The organism is Flavobacterium arcticum (assembly GCF_003344925.1).
Taxonomy (GTDB): Bacteria; Bacteroidota; Bacteroidia; order Flavobacteriales; family Flavobacteriaceae; genus Flavobacterium; species Flavobacterium arcticum.
The window spans coordinates 1,053,801-1,077,929 of record NZ_CP031188.1; the positions used below are offsets into that span (position 1 = coordinate 1,053,801).

At 38.1% G+C, this 24,129-nt stretch carries 22 protein-coding genes and 1 pseudogene; 16 read left to right on the forward strand and 7 right to left on the reverse strand.

The features are described from left to right. Nucleotides 1–132 precede the first annotated feature (132 nt). The 4 genes and pseudogenes from DVK85_RS04770 (at nucleotide 133) to DVK85_RS13655 (ending at nucleotide 2,862) form a co-directional block, all read left to right on the forward strand. Complete coding sequence (locus DVK85_RS04770) at nucleotides 133–603, forward strand: hypothetical protein (RefSeq protein WP_127960551.1); 471 nt, start codon at nucleotides 133–135, stop codon at nucleotides 601–603. Between the two features lie 67 nt (nucleotides 604–670). Continuing rightward, a complete protein-coding gene (gene bioB, locus DVK85_RS04775; protein ID WP_114677340.1) occupies nucleotides 671–1,753 on the forward strand; it encodes a biotin synthase BioB in 1,083 nt (360 codons plus the stop codon). 229 nt (nucleotides 1,754–1,982) lie between these two features. Further along, a pseudogene (locus DVK85_RS13650) lies at nucleotides 1,983–2,144 on the forward strand (type IX secretion system membrane protein PorP/SprF); the annotation flags it as partial. Between the two features lie 358 nt (nucleotides 2,145–2,502). Next, nucleotides 2,503–2,862, forward strand: a complete 360-nt coding sequence (locus DVK85_RS13655) for a T9SS type B sorting domain-containing protein (RefSeq protein WP_241209610.1) — start codon at nucleotides 2,503–2,505, stop codon at nucleotides 2,860–2,862. Between the two features lie 81 nt (nucleotides 2,863–2,943). Here DVK85_RS13655 and DVK85_RS04790 read toward each other — a convergent pair whose 3' ends face one another. After that, nucleotides 2,944–3,534: a riboflavin synthase gene (locus DVK85_RS04790; protein WP_114677343.1), complete on the reverse strand. Its 591-nt coding sequence runs from the start codon at nucleotides 3,532–3,534 to the stop codon at nucleotides 2,944–2,946. A gap of 54 nt (nucleotides 3,535–3,588) precedes the next feature. Here DVK85_RS04790 and pdxA point away from each other — a divergent pair, with 54 nt between their 5' ends. From pdxA to DVK85_RS04830, 8 genes are all read left to right on the forward strand, one after another. Further along, nucleotides 3,589–4,638: a 4-hydroxythreonine-4-phosphate dehydrogenase PdxA gene (gene pdxA / locus DVK85_RS04795; protein WP_114677344.1), complete on the forward strand. Its 1,050-nt coding sequence runs from the start codon at nucleotides 3,589–3,591 to the stop codon at nucleotides 4,636–4,638. Between the two features lie 135 nt (nucleotides 4,639–4,773). Further along, a complete protein-coding gene (locus DVK85_RS04800) occupies nucleotides 4,774–5,316 on the forward strand; it encodes a YceD family protein (RefSeq protein ID WP_114678985.1) in 543 nt (180 codons plus the stop codon). A gap of 9 nt (nucleotides 5,317–5,325) precedes the next feature. Then, a complete protein-coding gene (gene rpmF, locus DVK85_RS04805; protein ID WP_035133354.1) occupies nucleotides 5,326–5,520 on the forward strand; it encodes a 50S ribosomal protein L32 in 195 nt (64 codons plus the stop codon). A 162-nt stretch (nucleotides 5,521–5,682) separates the two neighbouring features. Beyond that, nucleotides 5,683–6,681 (forward strand): beta-ketoacyl-ACP synthase III, encoded by a 999-nt coding sequence (locus DVK85_RS04810; protein ID WP_114677345.1) that lies wholly within the window; start codon nucleotides 5,683–5,685, stop codon nucleotides 6,679–6,681. Between the two features lie 26 nt (nucleotides 6,682–6,707). After that, a complete protein-coding gene (gene accB / locus DVK85_RS04815; protein WP_114678986.1) occupies nucleotides 6,708–7,193 on the forward strand; it encodes an acetyl-CoA carboxylase biotin carboxyl carrier protein in 486 nt (161 codons plus the stop codon). 95 nt (nucleotides 7,194–7,288) lie between these two features. Then, nucleotides 7,289–8,635, forward strand: a complete 1,347-nt coding sequence (accC, locus tag DVK85_RS04820; protein ID WP_114677346.1) for an acetyl-CoA carboxylase biotin carboxylase subunit — start codon at nucleotides 7,289–7,291, stop codon at nucleotides 8,633–8,635. Between the two features lie 123 nt (nucleotides 8,636–8,758). After that, nucleotides 8,759–9,697, forward strand: a complete 939-nt coding sequence (locus DVK85_RS04825) for a tetratricopeptide repeat protein (RefSeq protein ID WP_114677347.1) — start codon at nucleotides 8,759–8,761, stop codon at nucleotides 9,695–9,697. 128 nt (nucleotides 9,698–9,825) lie between these two features. After that, nucleotides 9,826–10,194, forward strand: coding sequence for a hypothetical protein (locus DVK85_RS04830; protein ID WP_114677348.1), 369 nt, complete (start codon nucleotides 9,826–9,828; stop codon nucleotides 10,192–10,194). A gap of 49 nt (nucleotides 10,195–10,243) precedes the next feature. Here DVK85_RS04830 and DVK85_RS04835 read toward each other — a convergent pair whose 3' ends face one another. The 3 genes from DVK85_RS04835 to DVK85_RS04845 all read right to left on the reverse strand — a co-directional run bounded on the left by DVK85_RS04835 (nucleotide 10,244) and on the right by DVK85_RS04845 (nucleotide 15,095). Continuing rightward, nucleotides 10,244–11,827, reverse strand: a complete 1,584-nt coding sequence (locus DVK85_RS04835) for an FMN-binding glutamate synthase family protein (RefSeq protein WP_114677349.1) — start codon at nucleotides 11,825–11,827, stop codon at nucleotides 10,244–10,246. A gap of 88 nt (nucleotides 11,828–11,915) precedes the next feature. Then, nucleotides 11,916–13,118, reverse strand: a complete 1,203-nt coding sequence (locus tag DVK85_RS04840) for a C1 family peptidase (protein ID WP_114677350.1) — start codon at nucleotides 13,116–13,118, stop codon at nucleotides 11,916–11,918. Nucleotides 13,119–13,193: 75 nt separating this feature from the next. Continuing rightward, a complete protein-coding gene (locus DVK85_RS04845; protein WP_114677351.1) occupies nucleotides 13,194–15,095 on the reverse strand; it encodes a S9 family peptidase in 1,902 nt (633 codons plus the stop codon). 234 nt (nucleotides 15,096–15,329) lie between these two features. On the opposite strand from DVK85_RS04845, the gene DVK85_RS04850 reads away from it, so the two are divergent. The 4 genes from DVK85_RS04850 to DVK85_RS04865 all read left to right on the forward strand — a co-directional run bounded on the left by DVK85_RS04850 (nucleotide 15,330) and on the right by DVK85_RS04865 (nucleotide 18,893). Continuing rightward, nucleotides 15,330–16,070 carry a DedA family protein gene (locus tag DVK85_RS04850; protein WP_114677352.1) on the forward strand — a complete coding sequence of 247 codons (741 nt, stop codon included), beginning with the start codon at nucleotides 15,330–15,332 and terminating at the stop codon, nucleotides 16,068–16,070. Continuing rightward, nucleotides 16,067–17,179: an NAD(P)/FAD-dependent oxidoreductase gene (locus DVK85_RS04855; protein ID WP_114677353.1), complete on the forward strand. Its 1,113-nt coding sequence runs from the start codon at nucleotides 16,067–16,069 to the stop codon at nucleotides 17,177–17,179. Before DVK85_RS04850 ends, DVK85_RS04855 begins: the two co-directional genes overlap by 4 nt. Before the next feature lie 83 nt (nucleotides 17,180–17,262). Continuing rightward, the gene (gene mtgA / locus DVK85_RS04860) at nucleotides 17,263–17,940 is read left to right on the forward strand and encodes a monofunctional biosynthetic peptidoglycan transglycosylase (protein ID WP_114677354.1); all 678 of its coding nucleotides are present in this window, start codon (nucleotides 17,263–17,265) and stop codon (nucleotides 17,938–17,940) included. Further along, nucleotides 17,940–18,893 carry a lipid A deacylase LpxR family protein gene (locus DVK85_RS04865; RefSeq protein ID WP_114677355.1) on the forward strand — a complete coding sequence of 318 codons (954 nt, stop codon included), beginning with the start codon at nucleotides 17,940–17,942 and terminating at the stop codon, nucleotides 18,891–18,893. The genes mtgA and DVK85_RS04865 overlap by 1 nt, the downstream gene beginning before the upstream one ends. A gap of 42 nt (nucleotides 18,894–18,935) precedes the next feature. Here DVK85_RS04865 and DVK85_RS04870 read toward each other — a convergent pair whose 3' ends face one another. The 3 genes from DVK85_RS04870 to DVK85_RS04880 form a co-directional block, all read right to left on the reverse strand. Then, a complete protein-coding gene (locus DVK85_RS04870) occupies nucleotides 18,936–21,038 on the reverse strand; it encodes a prolyl oligopeptidase family serine peptidase (protein ID WP_114677356.1) in 2,103 nt (700 codons plus the stop codon). Nucleotides 21,039–21,148: 110 nt separating this feature from the next. Continuing rightward, nucleotides 21,149–21,718: a type 1 periplasmic binding fold superfamily protein gene (locus tag DVK85_RS04875; protein WP_114677357.1), complete on the reverse strand. Its 570-nt coding sequence runs from the start codon at nucleotides 21,716–21,718 to the stop codon at nucleotides 21,149–21,151. Nucleotides 21,719–21,736: 18 nt separating this feature from the next. After that, a complete protein-coding gene (locus tag DVK85_RS04880; protein WP_114677358.1) occupies nucleotides 21,737–24,118 on the reverse strand; it encodes a TonB-dependent receptor in 2,382 nt (793 codons plus the stop codon). Nucleotides 24,119–24,129 lie beyond the last annotated feature (11 nt).

Here is a 24,129-nt window from a genome sequence, read left to right on the forward strand (position 1 = left end):
ATTGTTTTTATAACTAACTTTATATGAATTAATTACCTTTTTAAAACCGAAAAAGGTAGTTGGAGATAACATATACACCCTAAGCTATCTCCTAAATTCCTAAATAATTTTAGTAACTAAAAAAATAGAATTATGAAAATTTCAAGAGTTATCATTAACGGGATTATCATTTTCATTGGTATAGCACTCTTTTTCTTATTAATGGAAATTTTAAACCTTACAGATCATGTTTATCTTAGGCTATTCAACTTCGTGTTTGTATTATATGGTGTAAACCTTACTATAAAGCAAAACTATAAAGACCACATTAATGGTTATTTAACCAATTTATCTTCAGCATTCTTAACTGCTTTTGTAAGTCTTGTAATTGGTATCTTTAGTTTTATTGCTTATGCGAACTATAAAGGAGGCGAAGTATATATAGATGAGCATGCTAAAGGCTATATATTTGGTGGCGATCCATCTATTCCACAATTTGCAATGGGACTACTTCTAGAGGGTATGGCAGCATCTGTAATAGTATCATTTACATTGATGCAAATCTGGAAAAACAAAATAGAACGAATAGATACAGTAGATGACCTTGCCCATAATGAGCATTAATCACAGTAGTACTTCATTACATTAACGGAATTTGTTACTTTTGGGGCAATAATAAATTTCGTTACTAATGATTAAGAGGCACGACTGGACTAAAGAAGAAATAATAGCCCTATATAATAAACCTTTAATGGACTTGCTGTATGAAGCAGCAACAGTACATAGAGTACACCACGACCCTAATGTGGTACAAGTATCTACACTACTTTCTATAAAAACAGGTGGTTGCCCCGAAGATTGTGGCTATTGCCCACAAGCTGCACGATACCATACTGATGTAGAAGGCAACGACCTTATGTCGGTACAACAAGTAAAAGCGCAAGCACTACGTGCTAAATCAGGAGGATCATCACGCGTATGTATGGGTGCTGCATGGCGAAATGTTAAAGACGGACCAGAGTTTGACCAAGTATTAGAAATGGTACGTACTATAAACAAGCTTGATATGGAGGTATGTTGTACACTAGGTATGATAACCGAAAACCAAGCTAAACGACTTGCCGAAGCAGGGCTATATGCTTACAACCACAACCTTGATACATCTGAAGAATATTATAAAGAAGTAATTTCTACCAGAGGGTATGAAGACCGCCTACAAACTATAGATAATGTTAGAAAAACTAATGTTACTGTATGTAGTGGTGGTATTATTGGTATGGGCGAAAGTGTAGAAGATAGAGCAGGAATGGTAGTAGCATTAGCCTCTCTAAATCCGCAACCCGAATCAGTACCTATAAACGCATTAGTAGCTGTAGAGGGTACACCAATGGAAGAAGAAAAACCTGTAGAAATATGGGAAATGATACGTATGGTAGCTACCACTCGTATTGTAATGCCCGAAACACAAGTAAGACTATCGGCAGGAAGAACACAAATGAGCCGTGAAGGACAAGCCATGTGCTTTTTTGCAGGTGCCAACTCTATTTTTGCAGGAGATAAATTACTTACCACACCTAACCCTGATGTTAACGAAGACATGAAAATGTTTGAGATGCTAGGCATGATACCACAAAAACCTTTTACTAAAGTTTCACAACCACAAACTGTAGAAGCTGCTGACTCGGAATATGCACCACTAGGAGAAAAACCAAGATGGACACGTCCAGGTCACACTATAGAGCGTAACCTTGAAGCTTCGGGTAAAAAAGCATAAACATTCAAAGCAATAAATAAAAAAGCTCTCTTACGACTGTAAGAGAGCTTTTTTTATACCCCAATTATGAAATTATCACATATAACATCAATTTTATGAAAACTTTAAACAGAATATACTGAATGTTGTAAAAATAATTATCTTTATCGAGCTTATATGCATTAGTATTTAGTAACTAATATAATACATATAGGCTAATATCCACCAAACCTAAAGTTTATTCATACCAATGAAAAGAGTTTACTTATCGCTACTTATTGCCCTGTTAGGCTTTACCGATATGAGTGCCCAACAGGATCCGCATTACACGCAGTACATGTATAACATGAACGTTATAAACCCAGCCTATGCGGGGTCTAAAGAAAACCTAGCCTTTGGGCTTTTATGGAGAAATTATAGCAGGAGCAACAGAAAACATTTATATCGCCGAGGCCGTAGGAAGCTACACCGTAGAAGCCATAAGCGCAACAGGCTGTATTAGCGACCCTATTGAACCTGTAACAGTAACACAAAGTGGACCCGCCAGTGTAATAGGCGTAGGCTTTAGCGTGACCAATGCCTTTAGTGACGACCAAGTAATCACTGTATTTGTAGAAGGCTATGGCGACTATGAGTACCAATTAGAAAATGGACCATGGCAAGACAGTAACATCTTTACAGGTGTTATCCCGAGAAGCACCGCCTATACCGTACACGTACGTGATAAAGACGCCTGTTCAGACTTCGTAGTAGACATCCCAGATGTTAATGTGATTGACTATCCAAGGTTCTTCACTCCAAATGGTGATGGTTATAATGATTATTGGAACATCTATGGTTTATCGAGCCAAGGTGGAGCCGAGATCTATATCTTTGACCGTTATGGCAAACTCATCAAACAAATTAGTTCACAAGGAGAAGGCTGGGATGGTACCTACAACGGAAGCCCAATGCCAGCAGATGATTACTGGTTTACCGTAACATATGTAGAGCAGATAACCACTATAGAGACCCTTAGAGATGCAAATGGTAATGTTATTAATGATCCTGTTACTGACGAGCCTGTTACAGGTGAAGTGACACGAATGGTAACTAGAGAGTTTAAAGCTCACTTTGCGCTTAAGAGATAATAATAGTTCACTTACAACAACAAATAAGGGCTACCAAATGGTAGCCCTTATTTGTTGTTGTATTTTAAATAGAAACTCTTTTTAGTTTCTTAATTCTTGTAAGCGGGCAACATATTTACCTATTACATCAAATTCAAGGTTGACTATACTGCCTACTTTGAAGTCTTTAAAATTGGTATGTTCGTAGGTATAAGGTATAATTGCTACGCTAAATTCATTTGTTTTTGAATTTACAACGGTAAGGCTTACTCCATTTACGGTTATCGAGCCTTTTTCAATCGTAATATTATGTTGGTCTGTGTTGTATTCAAATGTAAAATACCAACTTCCGTTGACTTCTTCTATATGTTTACATACTGCCGTTTGGTCTACATGTCCTTGCACAATATGTCCATCTAGCCTATCGCCTAGTTTCATGGCTCTCTCTAGGTTTACGCTGTCGCCTTCTTGCCAATGCCCTAAGTTCGTTTTTTCAATCGTTTCTTTAATAGCGGTAACAGTATAGTTGTTACCCTCTATAGCCACGACTGTAAGGCATATACCATTGTGTGAAACACTTTGATCTATTTTAAGCTCATTTGTAATAGTGCTTGTTATCGTTATATTGATATTGCTGCCGTCTTTCGAGATTTGTTTAATACTTCCCGAGGTTTCAATTATTCCTGTAAACATCCTTGATTTATTTTACTAAATTTGTACAATCAAAAGTAGCAATAAAACAGCATCATGACAAGAAAAGCAGAGAATGTAATTGTAGGAGTATCAATAGGCGACCTTAACGGAGTGGGGAGCGAAGTGATACTAAAGACATTTCAGGATACCCGTATGCTTGAATTTTGTACACCCGTTATTTTTGGTAATGTAAAAATACTATCGTTTATAAAGAAGGTATTAAACATTAATTGTAATGTATATGGTATTGATAGTCTTGATCAAGTGGTGCCAGGTAAGCTTAATGTGCTTAATGTTTGGAAAGAAGGTGTTAATATCGATTTTGGTAAGAATGATGATACTATAGGCAAGTATGCTATACAGTCTTTTACGGCTGCTGTAGCTGCGCTTAAAGCCAAGGATATAGATGTGCTTGTAACGGCACCTATAAACAAATACAATATACAATCGGAAGATTTTAAATTCCCAGGACATACAGATTATCTTGATAAAGAGCTTGAGGGAGATGCATTAATGTTTATGGTGCAAGATGACCTTAGAGTAGGATTGCTTACAGATCATATTCCGGTAAATGAAGTGTCGGCACATCTTACAGAGGCTTTAATAAGAAAAAAAATATTAACGATAAATAAATCGTTGAAAGAAGATTTTAGAGTAAATCGACCTAAAATTGCTGTGCTAGGTGTTAATCCACATAGTGGTGATAATGGTGTGATAGGGCATGAAGATGACGATGTAGTAAAGCCTGCGCTTAAAAAACTCTTTGAAGAGGGAGTAATGGTTTTTGGTCCTTACTCTGCTGATAGCTTTTTTGGTAGTGGGCAGTATGAAAAGTATGATGCTGTTATTGCGGCATATCATGACCAAGGATTGATACCATTTAAAACACTCTCTTTTGGTAAGGGTGTAAATTATACAGCAGGACTAGAGGGGATTCGCACATCGCCCGATCATGGTACTGCTTATGAGATAGCAGGGAAAGGTATTGCTGATAATAATTCATTTAAAGAGGCAGTATATCTTGCTCTTGATATTTATAATCACAGACAAGAATATGCCGATGTAACTAAAAATCCGTTGAAAACCAGAGAGAAACAGTTGTAAACAAAAAAATGTTGATAACATGTTTGGAATTGCAATAATTTTTTATCTTTGCACGCTCAAAACTGTTGTAACGGAATGATTTTGCGACTGTTTGGATGGCAATAAGCGGTTTTGATAATTTTAAAAACTGGCGAAATGAAAGTGAATAAAGAATTTTTAATCCCTTTTGTAGGATTAAAGCAAGGTAAGCACCAGTTTGATTTTGATATAGATAAGACGTTCTTTGATGCTTTTGATTTTGACGAGTATAACGATGTCAATATCAAGGTAGATATGGTTTTGGAGAAGCAAAGCACCATGTTTGAGCTACATTTTAACCACAAGGGTACTGTAAATGTTCCGTGTGACCTTAGTAATGAGGATTTTGATTTGCCAGTAGAAGGCAATATGAAAATTGTAGTAAAATTTGGTGATGAGTTTAATGATGAAAATGATGAGATACTTGTATTACAACATGGCGATTATCAGGTAGATGTAACACAGTACATTTATGAGATGATTGTATTATCAGTACCTTCAAAACGAGTACATCCAGGATTTAGCGATGGCACTATGGATGCCGATATACTGGATAAACTAGACGAGCTTGCCCCAAAGGCACAACTGGAAGACGAACAAGAAGAGAATGAAATAGATCCCCGATGGGACGAATTAAAAAAATTATTAACGGATAAATAATATAGTAAAATGGCGCATCCTAAGAGAAAAATATCGAAAACGAGAAGGGATAAAAGAAGAACGCATTACAAAGCGTCTGTACCACAGATAGCTACATGTCCTGTAACTGGAGAAGCACACCTTTACCACAGAGCTTACTGGCATGAAGGTAAAATGTACTACAGAGGTCAGGTTGTTATTGATAAACAAGAAGCAGTAGCTTAAATAGTATAAGGAACTGAGGAAAAACTCTCACTAAAGTGAGGGTTTTTTTGTTAAATACCCTTTAGTTTTAATTTAAGGTAACTAATTACAATCCTTTTTGTAAATTTTTTGTAATTTCCACCACTTTTCAAATCAAGTGATTTGGATTGAAAAATTTATCCTATGAGTAAAATAACAGCAGCCATAACAGCCGTTGGTGCATATGTTCCTGATTTTGTATTATCTAATAAGGTTTTAGAGACTATGGTAGATACAAATGATGAGTGGATAACCAGCCGAACTGGTATTAAAGAAAGGCGCATTCTTAAAGATAAAGACAAAGGTACATCATACTTAGCCATAAAGGCAGCCGAAAATTTGCTGCAAAAGTCGGGTACTAACCCTGCTGAAATTGATTTGGTATTGCTGGCAACAGTAACTCCAGATTTGCCCGTTGCGGCTACGGCGGTATATGTAGCAACACAAATAGGTGCTGTAAATGCATTTGCTTATGACTTGCAAGCAGCATGCTCTAGTTTTTTATATGGTATGTCTACAGCGGCAGCCTATATAGAAAGTGGTCGTTATAAAAAAGTATTAGTAATAGGCGCCGATAAGATGTCGTCTATTATAGATTATACTGACAGGGCTACCTGTATAATTTTTGGCGATGGCGCAGGAGCAGCCCTTTTTGAACCCAACCATGAAGGTCTAGGTCTACAAGACGAAATTTTAAGAAGTGACGGTATAGGTCGTGAGTTTCTTAAAATTCCTGCAGGAGGCTCTTTACTGCCACCTTCGCATGAAACAGTTGATAATAAACAACATTATGTCTTTCAGGACGGTAAAACCGTTTTTAAATATGCAGTGTCTAATATGGCAGACATTAGCGAGCAGATAATGCAGCGCAATAATCTTACAAACGATGATGTAAATTGGCTGGTATCGCACCAAGCTAATAAAAGAATTATTGATGCTACATCATCACGAATGAAACTCGATGAGTCTAAAGTGCTCATAAATATCGAAAAATACGGCAATACTACATCTGCCACTTTACCCTTACTCCTAAACGATTTCGAACACCAGTTTAAAAAAGGTGACACCCTTATATTTGCTTCTTTTGGAGGTGGGTTTACATGGGGGTCTATCTACTTAAAGTGGGCGTACGACAAAAAATAAACAAACTAAAACAAAATTCGGAAATTATGGATATCAGAGAAATTCAAAACCTAATAAAGTTTGTAGCTAAGTCCGGAGCTACTGAAGTAAAGTTAGAAATGGATGATGTAAAGATCACCATAAAAACTACTACAGAAAGCGGAACTCCCGAAACTACCTATGTTCAGCACCTTCCTGTAAGTCAAGCATTGCCACAGGCATCAGCACCACAACCTGCTGCACCTACAGCACCTGCAGTTGCAGAGCCAGTTGCTACTAATGATGATGACAAGTATATCACTATCAAGTCACCAATTATTGGTACATTATATAGAAAACCTTCGCCAGATAAAGCACCATTTGTAGAAGTGGGTACTAGCATTTCTAAAGGAGATGTAGTTTGTGTTATCGAGGCAATGAAGTTATTTAACGAGATCGAATCTGAGGTGTCAGGTAAAATTGTAAAAGTATTAGTTGATGATTCTTCTCCAGTAGAATTTGACCAACCTTTATTCTTGGTAGATCCATCATAAAGAAATTTTAAATACTAAATTATGAGTAGCAAATGTTGTTTGCTATTTTGAGAAATAATTTAAAATTTAGAATTCAAAATTTAAAATTTCAAGCGATGTTTAAAAAAATATTAATTGCAAACAGGGGCGAAATCGCACTACGTGTTATAAGAACCTGTAAAGAAATGGGGATTAAAACGGTAGCGGTTTACTCTACAGCCGATGCTGAGAGTTTGCACGTGCGCTTTGCCGATGAGGCAGTGTGTATTGGGCCTCCGCCAAGTAACCTTTCTTACTTAAAGATGTCTAACATTATTGCAGCAGCAGAGATTACTAATGCAGATGCAATACACCCAGGTTATGGTTTTCTTTCAGAAAATGCAAAGTTTTCTAAAATATGCCAAGAGCATAATATTAAATTTATTGGAGCTTCTCCTGAAATGATTGAAAAAATGGGTGACAAGGCAAGTGCTAAAGCTACTATGAAAGCAGCAGGCGTGCCATGTGTACCAGGATCTGACGGATTATTAGAATCATACGAGCAAACAGAAAAACTTGCTAAAGAGTTTGGTTATCCTGTAATGCTAAAAGCTACTGCTGGTGGTGGTGGTAAAGGTATGCGTGCTGTATGGAAGAAAGAAGAGCTTAAAAAAGCATGGGAAAGTGCTAGACAAGAAGCTGCTGCTTCTTTTGGTAACGACGGTATGTATATGGAAAAACTTATCGAAGAACCTCGCCATATTGAAATACAAATTGTAGGCGATTCTTTTGGTAAAGCATGCCACCTTAGTGAGCGTGACTGTTCTGTACAGCGTCGTCACCAGAAATTAACGGAGGAAACTCCTTCGCCGTTTATGACAGATGAACTTCGTGAAAAAATGGGTGAAGCTGCTGTTAGAGCTGCCGAATACATTAAGTATGAAGGTGCGGGTACAGTAGAGTTTCTTGTAGATAAACACAGGAATTTCTATTTTATGGAAATGAATACTCGTATTCAGGTAGAACACCCTATTACTGAGCAGGTAATAGATTATGACCTAATACGTGAACAAATATTAGTAGCAGCAGGTATTCCTATTTCGGGTAAAAATTACTTGCCAGAAATGCACTCTATAGAGTGTCGTATTAATGCTGAAGATCCTTATAATGATTTTCGCCCATCGCCAGGTAAAATTACTACCCTGCATATGCCAGGTGGTCATGGTGTAAGGTTAGATACACACGTGTATTCAGGCTATACTATTCCGCCTAATTATGACTCTATGATCGCTAAGCTAATAACTACTGCTCAAACAAGAGAAGAAGCTATAAGCAAAATGAGACGAGCTCTTGATGAGTTTGTTATAGAGGGTATTAAAACTACAATACCTTTCCACAGGCAACTGATGGATGAGAAAGATTATGTTGAAGGTAATTATACTACAAAATTCATGGAATCTTTTAAAATGAAAGATCCTGCATAATAAAACTAAACCCGCGCAAAACTGTGCGGGTTTAGTTTTATTATGCTTTTTATATATGTTTATTTAAAAATTAGTATTAAATTTCATATAAATTCAGTATAAATAATAGTAACTTTTAAAGTAATGGATGAAGGACTTTATAAACCGATAAATCTGCATGACTTTATCAAAGAGTCTCCATTGCTTAATCCTTTTAAGGAGCATTATCCTGATTATTTAGGACAGTTACTTGAGAGAACATTTCATTTTTGGAATTTAGAAGAAATAGAAAAGGCTAAAGAGCAAATAGCTATTTATAACTCAAACTTTGAAGGTTTCCATCTGGGGATTCTTATAGAGTTTGCAATTGATTTTGATAATTTAGATGCAGAAAAAACTATTATTTATCTTAACTCAATACCCGAAAACCATAGGAATGAGCCCGATATCGGCGATATGTATTATCGTATTAAAGCGGCTCTTTATTTCAGTTTGTTAGATATAGATCTTGCTCGTGAAGAATGCGTTATAGGTATCGGTTTTGGTTTTGGGTCTGAAGAGTTATACTATTTAAGGGCTATGTGTAGTGCGCTGAGAAATTTGCATAATGAGGCTATTCCTGATTATATAACGGCTCTAAAAGGTGATTTTAAAAGAGACGAAATTACCGTAAACCTTGCTTACAGCTATCTCCGCGTAAGAAAAATGAGGAAAGCTTTTAAACTGCATAAAAGCGTTGTAGATAAATTTCCTGACAATCATAAAATACAATATAACACGGGGCTTTGCTATAAACATTTTAGGAAATATTCCAAAGCAGTAGAATATTTTGATAAAGCCATTGCGCTCAATCCTGATGAAGCAGCATACAGGTTAACAAGAGGGAGAGTATTAATGAGACTGAGAAGGCATAATGAGGCACAACTGGATTTGGTATATGCACAGGAGTCGGATATATCTTTAGCAGAAGAACTGCTGAATATAAACACTGAAGTCCTTGAACGGAAAATTACCTCAAGGACTGCAAACAAGAAAGTACTTAAATTACTAAGACGTATATACCTGCAAAATGAGGGGTATTGAAAATAGAATGTCTCCCTATATATGTTTGCTTATTGTTATTTAATGGTTTTTAGGATAGCTAATTAAAATTATCATATATTTTTGTGAATGACTATTGCCATATAACAACTATAAAAAAAATCAAAAAAATGAACAAGATTATAACTGCCCTAAAGGGCACTGTAGCTATAGTATTACTTTTAGTAACATTTACCACTATCGCAACAGCGCAAAGTAAAGCCGATGAAGGAGCATTAGCTGTAACTGTAAAAATGAAAGAACAACTCTCGTTAAACGACGCTCAGTACAACCAAGTACTACAAATAAACAAAGAATACCTGAACAGGATTGTAAAGGCTAAAAAAACCGTAAAATCAGTACCTGCAAGAGAAAAGAAAATAAAGATATACAGTGCCGACAGAGAGAAGAAATTAAAATCAGTCCTTACCGATGCGCAGTACAGAACGTATGCTGCGGACAGGGCTAAAAACCAAGAATTCCTAAAAGAGTATTATTAGGGTAAAAAATAAAATATAAAACTCCTGCTTATCGGCAGGAGTTTTATATTTAAAATTGGTTTACAGTTGCTTTTCTCCAAAAAGGTAATAGATTATGCGGAACCGACTCTTCATTCAGCAGACAGCCTATAGCCAGCTCAGGATAGCTTTCGTAATAAGTCTCTACCTTGTTTTTGTCTACACGAGTACTCACTACAGTTCTATCTACACCATTGGGGTGATGAATGCCTGCAGATGCCATAAGATCCATAGCGCTTTTAACGGTTTCGTTATGAAAACGGTATACTCTTTCGCTTTTTTCGGTAGGCACAAGCCCTTTTACTAAGTCGGGGTCTTGTGTTGCCACACCGGTAGGGCAGGTGTTGGTGTTACATTCCAAAGCCTGTATGCAACCCAAAGCAAGCATCATTCCTCTTGCTGAGTTGCATAAATCGGCACCCATAGAAAGGCATTTAATAATGTCGAACCCTGTAATAACTTTACCACTACTTATTATCTTAATTTGATCTTTAATCCCGAAACCTGTTAGGGCATCGCTCACAAAAGCTAGTGCGTCGCGCAGGGGCATACCCACATGGTCAGAATATTCTTGTGGTGCAGCACCTGTACCGCCTTCGGCACCATCTACCGTTATAAAATCAAGATAGGTATCTGTAGCAACCATTGCTTTACAAATGGATAGAAACTCCGATTTATTTCCGATACAAATTTTTATTCCTATCGGCTTACCTTTAGATCCTTTTCTAAGGACTTTTATAAACTCGATAAGCTCTAAAGGTGTTGTAAATGCAGAGTGATAAGGTGGCGAAACAATATCATGTCCTTTATTTACAAGGCGTATGTTGGCAATCTCGTCAGTAACTTTTTCTTTAGGTAAAATACCGCCATGACCAGGTTTAGCACCTTGCGAAAATTTTATTTCAATCATCTTTACGGCATCTAGTGTGGCACGCCTAGTATATTCTTCATACGAAAAATGCCCATCAGTATCACGGCAACTAAAATAGCCTGTACCAATATTCCATACTATATCGCCACCATGCTGTAAATGGTATGGCGATAGCCCTCCTTCGCCTGTATTGTGGTAAAACCCTCCTTTTTTTGCGCCTGCATTAAGGGCAAGTATTGCGTTTTTACTTAATGAGCCAAAACTCATAGCACTAATGTTATAGAGACTCGCTTTGTACGGCTTGTTACATTGTGAAGAACCTATGGTAACGCGTGGGTCTAAATTTATCTCGGCAAAGGGTATAGCATTTATACTATGGTTTATCCATTGGTAGCCTACATCGTACACATTGAGCTGCGTACCAAAAGGCATAGTGCTTACTAAATTTTCGCTACGGTCATACACTAAATTTCGTTGTAGGCGGTTAAATGGTTTTCCGTCAAGATCAGTTTCAATAAAGTACTGACGCATTTCGGGTCCCATAGACTGTAATAAATATCGTAGCCTACCCAGTAAAGGGAAATTTCGGCGGATGGTTTTTTTACAGAAGTACATATCATATACCCCCATTATTATTAAAGGAAGAAATATTAATAGTAAAAGAGATGATTTCCAGTTAATGTAGGTCATTATAGCAATAATGGATAATAAAGTAATACTGAAAACTATAAATGCTTTTCTCATTAGTGATGGGTGTGAATACTATAGTTTATAAAAATAAAAAATCCCGTTAAGAAAACTAACGGGATTTAATTTAATTATGCTTAATAAATTACTGTTCTATATTAAGTTTTTTAGCAATACCTTTCGGTAAACCACCTTTGTGTAGTAGTATAGCAGTAGTTTTATATTTCACGAAGTTTTTACTCATGTACATATACCCTTGGTAGTCGTTACTAGCACCCCATGAGTTTTTTATCATGTAGTACTCTTTACCATTTTGGTCTTTAGTAATCCCTACAATATGCATACCGTGATCATCCTGAGTTTCATAATTATCAAAAGCTTCCTGACGCATATCTTCGGTTATTTCCATTTCTTTTTGTGGCCCTTTAAAGATGTTTTCTTTTTCTTCGGCAGTCATATCGCTAAACTCTTTTGCAGGAATATAAGCCACACCATTTTTCCAGCTAAAGCCTTTTTCGCTCACATCACCAGCCCATCCTACAGAGTAGCCTTTTTTAATAGCATTGTCTATAATATCTGTTAGGTCGTTCATTTTTACATTATAAACAAGGTCTAGTGACCAGTTGTCTGGTACCATAAGTACAAACTGGCTATAATATGGGTGCTCTTTTAACGAAGATATTTCTACATAGTCATCTGCATTAATACCTACAACTTCTTTAGCAAATGTTTGTGGTGTATATTTTTTACCTTTATAAGTAAATTTTTCTGGCACTTCTCCAAGATAAGTGTCTAATACTGAGATATAGGCTTTTTCCCAGTTAGGAGTTAGTTTTCCGTTTGGGTTTTTTACTACTGCAGCAAGTAAACCTTCGTTTATAGCTGCCATTTCTGCAAACTGGTTTCTTGTAGTGCCATAATTTAAACCAGTGTACTCTGCTTGTGGTAATGCACCATATTTTTCATACATATTTATAACATCGTGCAGCGCGCCACCATCGCCAAGGGTAATGGCTCCATGCATTTTTACATAGTTTTTCCCTTTTTCTATATAAGCATTACGTGCGGTATAAATTTGCGAAATTTCTACAGGTTCTTTACCCATACGAATCATTTCTGACTCTATGAAAGAGTTGGCTGCATAGCTCCAGCAAGTACCTGATGAACCTTGGCTTTTTACAGGTGTATTTTCAAGATTAACTACATCGGTAAAAATAAAAGAATCTTTACTGTTTTCGCTCTTGTTGTTTTTTAGAGAATTTACCAAATAGTCCTGAGCCGAAACAGTTTGCAAACCTGCAAATAGTAAGGATGCTACCAGTAATGGTCTAAATGAATATCTTTTCATAATCTTTTTGTTTTGTTTAAGTTGAGACTGCTAAAATAAAGAAAATTTACAAAACGTTACGTATTTGTGAAATTTCTATAAAGTTTCCTTTAACCATTTAAAGAACTCTCGTTGCCATACTAAACCATTTTGGGGTTTTAGAACCCAATGATTCTCATCTGGGAATACTATAAAACGGCTTTTAATGCCTCTTAATTGTGCTGCCTGAAAAGCTTCTTGTCCTTGCCCTATAGGGACACGAAAATCTTTATCACCTTGAAATATAAGTATTGGAGTGTCCCAATTTTGTACATGGTTTATAGGGTTAAACTCGTTATATGTTTTTTGTGCCACAGCATTGTCTTCTTCCCAATAAGCACCTCCGCTATCCCAATTTGTAAAAAACACCTCTTCGGTAGTACCATACATACTTTTCAGGTTAAAGACCCCATCATGGGCAATAAAAGTTTTGAAACGTTTTTTATGAATGCCTGCAAGGTAAAATACAGAGTAACCGCCATAGCTAGCACCTACTGCGCCTAGTCTAGCTTTATCTACATAAGGTTCTTTAGCCACATCGTCTATTGCCGAAAGGTAATCGTCCATTACCTGTCCGCCCCAGTCTGTACTAATGGCTTCATTCCACGCTACACCATGCCCTGGCATACCGCGACGGTTTGGGGCAACTACTATGTACCCTTGTGCTGCCATAATTTGGAAATTCCATCGAAAAGAATAGAACTGTGTGAGTGCACTTTGAGGACCGCCTTGGCAGTATAACAGTGTAGGATATTTTTTAGATGCATCAAAGTTAGGTGGGTATATTACCCATACCAGCATTTGTTTACCATCGGTAGTAGTAACATAGCGTTTCTCCGTTTTGCTTAATGCAATGCTTGAGTATGCCTTGTCGTTTACAGTTGTTATCTGTTTCCAGTCTTTTTTCTTGAGGTCATAACTGTATATCTCGCTAGCGTGGTTCATGTCGCTGCGGGTTGCAATTACTTTGTTACCGCTAAAGCCTATTATGCTATTTACATCCCAATGACCATCGGTTACTTGTTGTACTCTAACAGCTATTTTAGTAAGCCCTGGGAAGTTTACTTCAAATAGTTGACGTGTACCATCAACCGCAGCCAAGAAATATATTTTTTTTCCATCTTCGCTCCATGTAAAGGCATCAACAGTACCATCCCAATTAGCAGTAAGGTTAATATCAATACCCTTATGGCGTACTATAATATCATTTTTGTCGGCTTCATAACCGTCACGCTTCATTTGTAGCCAAGTCAGGTCGCCATTCGGCGAAAATGCGGGTTGTGTGTCATAACCTTTATTACCTTCGGTAAGGTTTATAGTAGTACTCTTTTCAAGGTTGTATTCATACAGGTCGGTATTGGTGCTTGTGGCATACTCGGTACCCGCTTTTTTCTTGCTTACATAAACAATGCTTTTTCCGTCGGGCGACCATGTGTAGTCTTCCTCTCCGCCAAATGGTTTTTGAGGAGAATCGTAAGGCTCACCTTTCATAATGTCGGTAAAGTTGTCTTTATTGTCTACAGGAGCATAGCCCACGTGGTTGTGCGTTCCATCGTTCCAAGTATCCCAATGGCGATAGTCTAGCGCATCATATATTTGTACGGTAGATTTTTCTAGTTCAGGGTAATAATCTTTACCATATACATTTTCGGTTTTAACCTCTTTATGTGTTAGTTTATATTTGCCATCGGGCGAAATATATTTATCGGCAACAAGTTCTTTATAGTCTTCTATCTCATTGGTTTTACCACCATTTATAGGAGTGCTATACAGCTTACTACTTTGTTTATTTTCTTCCATGCTAGGGGTAGAAACTTTGTAAATAATGTTGTTCCCGTCTTTGCTTATGCCAACAGGGCTTATGCGTCCTAGTTTCCAAAGCAGTTCGGGGGTCATGTGTTGTTGAGCAGCAGCAGATAATCCCATGAGGCTAAAGGTTATAAAAAGTATTTTTTTCATTGGTTTTACATTAAAATAAGATTGGCTTAAAAATAGCAAATTTCTTTAACACCTCGTGTTTTGATATATCGCATCATTATGGTTTAAATTTGATATTGTGTTGGTTTTTTATGTTAAATAATTAATTTATGTATAAAAGATGCTTATAAAATGTTAAGCTATTACAGGATTAAAAAAATATAAGTAATTTCACAGACTTAAAATAATAACAGTTTTATACAATAATTTTAGCACATGAGTGATTTTGACTGGATGCAACTTATAAATCCTGAGTTTTATATAATGCTAGAGCTTGGCGGTGTTCCTGTAGGAATTTATGTTGTATTATTTATAATTTTTGCCGAGACAGGTCTTTTTGCAGGTTTTTTCCTTCCGGGCGATAGCCTTTTATTCCTTGCAGGTATTTATAGTACTGAGTTAATGAACACCCTTATACCTATTGAGGGCGACTTTATAAATGTACTTCTACTATCAGTATTGGTAGCAATTAGCGGAATACTGGGTAATACCTTTGGGTACTGGTTTGGTCATAAGAGTGGTAGCTATTTGTATAAAAAAGAAGATACTTTTTGGTTTAAGAAAAAATATCTAATACAGTCGCACGAGTTTTTTGAAAAACATGGAGGTAGAGCCATTATATTTGCTCGTTTCTTGCCTATTATCAGGACGTTTGCACCTATTATTGCAGGGGTGGTAAAAATGGAAAAGAAAAAGTTTATGTTTTATAACATTATTAGCTCTTTTACATGGGCAACAACCATCATATTTGCAGGGCATTACTTACAGGAGCTTTTCAAAACAACAATGGGTATTGATCTTAAATCACACATAGAGATTATTATATTAATTATTGTATTAATAACTACTGTGCCATTGATATTAAATGCATTAAAAGGTAATAAAGTTACAGAACGAGAAGCTGTAGAGGAAGCCGAAAGTAAAGACGACCACGATAACGACATCTTTCCGCGATGAAACTAAGCTGGTGGGAAATAAAAAACTGGTTTACTAATGTAGATTATACCATAGTAGGTAGCGGCATTGTAGGACTTCATACTGGACTGCGCCTACGCGAACGATTTCCCGACAGCAGAATATTGGTACTCGAAAAAGGGCAATTACCGCAAGGGGCAAGTACTAAAAATGCAGGTTTTGCCTGTTTTGGTAGCCTATCAGAAATTGCCGATGACCTAAACAATCATACCGAACAGGAGGTTATTAACCTGATACAAAAACGCTGGGATGGGTTGCAATTATTACGCAAACGTTTGGGCGATGCTGTTATCGACTTTAAGCCTTATGGCGGTTATGAGCTTTTCCTTGAAAAAGACACTTCAACTTACAAAGATTGCCTACGCAAACTTCCATTTGTAAATGAGGTGCTCCAGCCACTGTTCCGTAATGATGTGTTTGCTACAGAAACGAATCGTTTTGACTTTAAAGGCATACACGAACACCTGATTTTTAACCCCTATGAAGGGCAGATAGATACAGGTAACATGATGCAGGCACTCCTGAAAGAAGCTGCTGCAAATGATATATTGATACTAAACTGCCAAACCGTTATAGGCTATCACGAAAAAATAGATGGTGTAGAGGTTAATGTAGGCGATTTTAGTTTTAGTACTAAAAAATTACTCTTTGCTACCAATGGTTTTGCCTCGACACTTACCAACGGAGCTGTAAAGCCCGCGCGCGCTCAAGTACTTATTACCGAGCCAATACCCAACCTTGACATAAAAGGTACATTCCACATGGATAAGGGGTATTACTACTTCCGTAATTATGACGATAGGATATTGCTTGGTGGAGCGCGCAACCTCGACTTTGAAGGTGAAACCACTACTGAACTGGCACAAACCGACCTTATTCAAAATCGACTAGAGCAATTATTACATGAAGTGATATTACCTAACCAAGACATAAAAATTGCCCATAGATGGAGTGGTATTATGGGTGTAGGCAGCCAAAAGAACCCTATTGTACAACAGTTGAGCAATCACGTATATTGTGGCGTAAGGCTTGGCGGTATGGGCATAGCTATTGGCAGTACTATTGGTACAGAACTTGCCGATTTGGTTTAGTCATAATTAATTATAACTATATTTTTCAACGTTAAAATATCCAAACTTATTTGTACTTTCGTTATATGTAATTTCAGTATGCTATGTTGCGAAAGGTGTTCCGCTTCGTTTTTAAAATATTCCTTTGGTTTATCGTTATATCGGTACTTTCGGTAGTATTGTTCCGTTTTGTGCCTGTGCCATTTACGCCACTTATGGTATCGCGTGCGTTAGAGCAGCGTGAACGAGGAGAGGATATGACCGCAAACCACAATTGGGTACCTATTGAAGAAATATCGCCTGAATTGCAAAAAGCTGTTATTGCCAGTGAAGATGGTAACTTTTTAACCCATCATGGTTTTGATTTTGATGCGATATATAAAGCCTACAAGAGCAACAAAAAAGGCAAAAAGATAAAAGGCGGTAGTACCATATCACAGCAAACAGCAAAAAATGTTTTCCTATGGCAGGGCAGGAGCTACTTGCGCAAAGGGCTTGAAGCCTATTTTACGGTGCTTATTGAAGTATTATGGAGCAAAGAACGCATTATGGAAGTGTATCTTAACAGTATCGAAATGGGCGATGGTATATATGGTGCGCAGGCAGCAGCCAAATATTGGTACCATAAAGATGCTAAAAAACTTACCCGATATGAAGCAGCAGGTATCGCAGCTATACTACCCAGCCCGCTAAAGTATAAAGCAGTAAATTCATCTGTATATATTAACAGGCGCAAGGGGCATATTGTAAGGCATATGCGTTATGTAAAACTCGATTATTGATGAGGTTATTACAACAGGTTATAATTGTAGTTTTATGTACGGTGTCGGCTTGGGCGCAAAAGCCTGCCGAGATAGGCGCAATACTAGATAATGACTTGTACTCTTCGCCTGTAAACGACCAGTATTATACTAATGGTATCGAACTTTTTTACCGTTATTTAGGTACTGTTAAGAATGATAAAATAGCGAAGAAAATTACCGAATTTAGAGTAGGACAGTACATTTATAATCCGCAATCTGTAAGGGCAGAAGAGATAAATGTAAACGACAGACCTTTTGCCGGTTACCTTTTTGCCGAAGCAGGAATAAATACTTATTATAAAAGTGAAAGTCTTTTAAAGCTCAATTTTCAGGTTGGGGTAGTAGGCCCCGAGTCCTATGCCGAAGATGTACAGGAAGGGCTACATCGTTTGTTTAGCTATCCTACCGTTAGGGGGTGGCAACACCAAATAACAACGCTTTTAGGTTTACAGGCAAATGCGTTTTATTCTAAAAAAATATTTAGCGAAACCTATAAAGAAAAAGTAGATTTCCACCTACAAGGCGAGCTGAATGCTGGTACAGTCTGGACAGGAGCATCCGTTGGGGCTATGGCGCGTATTAACCTTGCTAAAAACCTTGTGCTGAAACCAATGTATGAATCGACATTGCATAACGCAACACTAAGCCATGATAAAGAAAGTTATAAAGGGCGCAGGGAGTTTTTCTTGTTCCTGAACCCGAATATCAACTATCAAATTTATGATGCTACGATACAAGGTAGTTTATTTAATGATAATAGTCCTGTAACGTTTCCGCTGCTTCCTGTTCGTTTTAATGCCGAGTTTGGTATTAAATATGGCAAGAACAACTGGAATTTATCGTATGCTATAAATTATCGTGGAAAAGAGCTTTCTAATAACGTTATTACGGGTTATTATTACGGCTCTATTGGTATAGGGTATCTTTTGTAAAGTTTACAGTCGCAGTGAGCTACTGAAAACTGCGACTGTAAACTATCTCCTAGGTGTTACACCCATATTGTAGAATGTAAACGCTTGTATATCGCAATACTCTTCAATAGTTTGCGCTACCGATTTTCCTGCGCCATGCCCTGCATTTACACCAATACGAATCAACACAGGGTTATCGCCTGTTTGGTATTCTTGTAGAGTGGCGGCAAACTTAAAGCTGTGCGCAGGTACTACGCGGTCGTCGTGGTCGCCTGTAGTAATAAGCGTAGCGGGATATTGTACACCTTTTTTCACATTATGCACAGGCGAGTAACCTTTCAGGTACTCAAACATTGCTGCATCATCTTCGGCAGTACCATAGTCATATGCCCATCCTGCACCAGCAGTAAAAGTATGGTAACGCAGCATATCGAGTACACCAACGGCTGGTAAAGCTACTTTCATCAGGTCAGGGCGTTGTGTCATGGTAGCACCCACTAAAAGTCCTCCGTTAGAACCTCCTCTAATTGCAAGATAGTCTGATGAGGTGTAGTTGTTGTCAATCAGGTATTCAGCAGCAGCGATAAAGTCGTCAAATACATTTTGTTTCTGCAATTTTGTCCCTGCATCATGCCATTTTTTACCATATTCGCCACCACCACGCAGGTTAGGTACGGCATAAATACCGCCGTTTTCCATCCATACCGCATTGGCTATGCTAAAAGCAGGTGTAAGGCTGATGTTAAAACCGCCATAACCGTACAGCATCGTTGGGTTTTTACCGTTTAATTCTAAATCTTTTCTATGCGTAATAATCATCGGTATTTTAGTACCATCTTTAGAGGTATAAAATACCTGCTTAGAAATGTAATTATCGGTATCGAAATCAACTTTTGGTTTGCGATACAGTTCCGATTTTCCTGTTTCAGGGTTGTAAGAATATATTGTACCTGGGCTGATGTAGTTAGTGAATGAATAATACAACACATCAGCATCTTTTTTACCACCAAAGCCTCCTGCGCTACCTATACCAGGTAGGGTAACTTCGCGCACCAGTTTGCCCTTACGGTCATATTGTTTTACTACCGAAATAGCATCTTGCATGTATTCGGCAAAAATGTAACCTGACCCTGTTGATGCCGAGAGTACATTTTTGGTTTCGGCAATCAGGTCTTTCCAGTTTTGCTGTTGCGGTGCTTTGGCATCTACTGTAACAATTCGCTTATTAGGGGCATTGTAGTTGGTAGAGATAAATAGGGTACTGCCATCGGTATCAATAATACCATTATCGCTGTCAAAGTTATCTACTACGGTAATTATTTTACTGTTGGCATTGCTAAGGTCTTTTAAATACAATTCATTTCCTGAAGTGGAATTGGCAGCCGAGATAACCAGATATTTTTGATCTTCGGTTACATATCCGCCTACATACCTACGTTTTTGTTCTGTACCAAAAATTACTTTGTCCTGAGCTTGTGGCGTGCCCAGTTTATGATAATACAGTTTGTGCTGGTCAGTCTTTGCTGATAGCTCACTGCCTTCGGGTTTGTCATAACTAGAATAGTAAAAACCATCATTACCCAGCCAAGATGTACCGCTAAATTTTACATCAACAATAACTTCTCCTGTTAGTTTTTTGGTTTTAGCATCCATTATAAATACTTTGCGCCAGTCGCTACCGCCTTCGGAAATAGAATAGGCAACAAGGCTACCATCTTTAGTAAAGCTTACTCCGCCAAGCGAAGTAGTACCATCTTTAGAAAACGTATTAGGGTCAAGGAAAATCTCTTCTTTACCATTTTTATCTTTACGGTATAGTACCGACTGGTTTTGTAAGCCATCATTTTTATAATAGTAGGTGTAATCCCCTTCTTTAAACGGAGCCGAAACTCTTTCGTAATTCCATAGCTGCTCCATACGTTTTTTTATGCTTTCGCGAAACGGAATTTGGTCGAGGTAGTTAAACGTTACCTCATTCTCTGCTTTTACCCAAGCTGCTGTTTCTGCAGATCGGTCATCTTCCAACCATCGGTAAGGGTCAGGCACATTAGTACCAAAATAAGTATCGGTAGTATTTCCTTTTTGGGTTGTAGGATAGTGAATTTTTTGTGCATTCATGCTAAGACTAGTTGCCACAGTTAGTATAGTTAGTATTGATTTTTTCATTTTGTTTCTTGTTAGTTAGATAAACAAAAATAGGGAATACTTAATTAACCTGCTTAAATAAAAAATCCCGACACTAGTGTCGGGATTTAAATAGCAAATTGTTATAAAACTTATGGTGTTACTATTGCAACCTGAAAAGTAGCAGTAGCATCGGTGCTTCCGGCAGCATTGGTAATATCGCCATCGGCTACACCTTCGGCAGCCTTATTAGGCTCATGTCTTAACGTAATGGTAAGTGCGCCTGTTGTTGCTGCATCTGCTGCTTGGTAGTTAAAGCTAAGCCCTATTGGGTTGCCGTTCACATCAGTATCAGCATAAGTAAATGTGCCTAAACCACTTTGTTGAAAGAATATTTGGTGCTCATCACCTTCTTCATATACTTCTTCCGATATGTTTTCGGCAGGGCTTTCGGTTTCGTTTAAGAAACTTACAGTTCCCGAATAGGTTGTACCTGTAACAAAGTCACCCGAAACGGTAAGTACAGGTGCATCAGGACCATCACCATCAAGGTCGCGTGAGGTTAATGTAACCGTTTCGCCACCAACAGCAGGTGTAAACGTTGCGGTAAGTGTAGTAATTACTTCCTCTTCGTTTACGAAAACTGCATCATCATCATTGCTACATGATGTTAGACTGATAAAAGAAATTAATGCTAAAGCTGAAATTTTTAAGTTTCTCATTTTGATATAAGTATTTAATTAATAAGTGAATTTAATTTGTAATTGAATGTTTCTACCTGCCTCGTCAGTATAGAGTCGTTGGCGGTTAAGGTAATCTCTATAAGTAGTGTTGAAAATGTTATAAACCGATAGGTTAACGGCTGTTTGCATTTTGCCTAAAGCAAACTGAACCCCCGAAGTAAAGTGTAGCAAGCTATACCCTTTTGGGGGTGTACTTACATCTACTAGCGTTGAAATGAGTTCGCCATCTTGGGGTACATCAGTATAAAAGTTATAATTAGGATAACGGCTTTGTGTAAACACCGTTTCATTTCTAAGTTCTACAAACAGGTCATGCCATTTCGGTATGGTATAGCGCACAGTATTATTTATGTTTAGCGGCGGCATATCGATAATAGGTTCATCGGTCACAGTGTTAGTACCTCGCACATAGGCAAACCCAAAAGTATGTTGCAGGTTTTGTAGTGGTTTCCAGTGCGTGTTGAGGTCAATACCTGTTAGTAGGGCATCGGTCTGTTTGTAATTATACACAGGGAATGAACCCCGAATGGTCGTCTCGGCTGCTGTAGGCTGTAAATAAATAAAATTGTGAATTCTATTAATAAAAGGTGTAGCCTCGAATGTAAAAACATCGCCACTTTTTAATAACGTCGCCGATAGTTTTACGGCTTGTTCTTTCTTCAAGCCTAAGTCGCCCAGCTCGATAGTACCGTTAGAATGATGTAGCCCATCGCTAAAAAGTTCCGAAGGGTTAGGGTTACGCATTGCTAGTCCTGCATTACCCAAGAGTTCTAAGTTGTTGCTAAGCCTTTTGCGTACGCCCAAGCTTGCGGAAACATTATGATAAGTAAACTTGGGTTTGGTTAACCATTGCGAACCCTGTTCGCCTGTAATGAAATGGTCGAAAACTCCATCATAGCCCAAGTTACTCCAGCGTGATTTTTTATAATACTTATTTGCCGATATGTTTGTAAAGTCATAACGCAAGCCCGCTTCGCCACTAAAGCTGTCAGAAAAAGAGTAGGAAGCAATACCATAAGCCCCAACATCGGTTTTAGTATAATTGGGTATCAGGGGAGATATACCGGTGTCGGGGCTGGCATCATTATTTTGTAGGGAGAAACTTGCTCCTGATTTTAACGTCACATCGCCTAAATATTTTTTCCAGTTGGCTTGTGCCGAATGGGTAACTAAGGTTAAATCAAGCGCGGGGACATCTTTATACTCGCCTCGGCGTAGGTCGAATTCCTTACGACGGTTCAGCTGAAAAGCATATTGCAAGTTTAGCGAAGCATTATCACTTAGTTTTTTGTTATAATCTAACTTTGCTAAGTGGTGCTGTATTTCCTGACGGGGTGCGCTTATAGTGTGCGTGAAAGGTTCAATAATGCTGGGTTGTTGGTTATTGATAGCATTGACCAAGTCGGTAGTGTTGCCTATATGCGTTGCTTTGGCAATACCAATATCAGCATTATAAAAACTATAAAACCCGCTAATGTCATAACCGCTACCAATATATTTTGCATCGCCCGAGAAATTAGCTTCGCGATTGCCTGTATTCGAAATGACATAGTCAGGAGCTTCGCGGTCGCCCATATATTTAAACGAACCGTTAGCGTTCCATGCCCAGCCTTTTTCGTTACCCCTGTGCAGGCTCGTGGCTATGTTACCACCGTGCCCATTGCTGTTACCTGTTAGTATGGTTTTGCCAAACAAGGTATCTTTCAATACTTTCATCGGTTCTACCAAAACTAACCCACCAATGGCATCGCCACCATATTGCAAGGCATTGGCGCCTTTTATGACTGATATTCGCCCAGCCGAGTTAATATCGAGGTTAGGGGCGTGCTCTGTACCCCATTGCTGATCTTCTAGCCGAACGTTATTACTAATTACAGGCACACGGCTACTGTGTAGCCCATTAATAATGGGTTTTACTATAGTAGTTCCTGTTTTTAGAGCATATACACCAGAGATTTCTTTTAGGGCATCGCCTAGTGTGGCACTGCTGTATTTTTCTATAGTTTCGGTTTTTAACCGTTGTTCGTGTACCGTGTTTTGCGAAACGGTGTTGTTTTCGGTAAGTACTACTTCCTGTAGTTGTGCTGCGTGGGGTTGCAGGGTTGCATTTAGCACTATAGTATTACGAAAGTCAATAACAGTATCGAGGGTTGTGTACCCAATGTAGGATATAACCACACGCTGCTCGCCTTTGGGTATGGCGTTTATTTCATAATAGCCATCGGGTGTGCTTACGCTATGTAGCATGTTGCTATGTATGTGTGCCCCATCGAGGGGGATGCCTTTGGGAGTTTGCACCGTACCACTAAGGGTATATTGTGCTTGTGTACTCCAACTTACTGCCAACAGTAATGGCAGGAGTAGCTGATGAAACTTCATGGTGATGTATG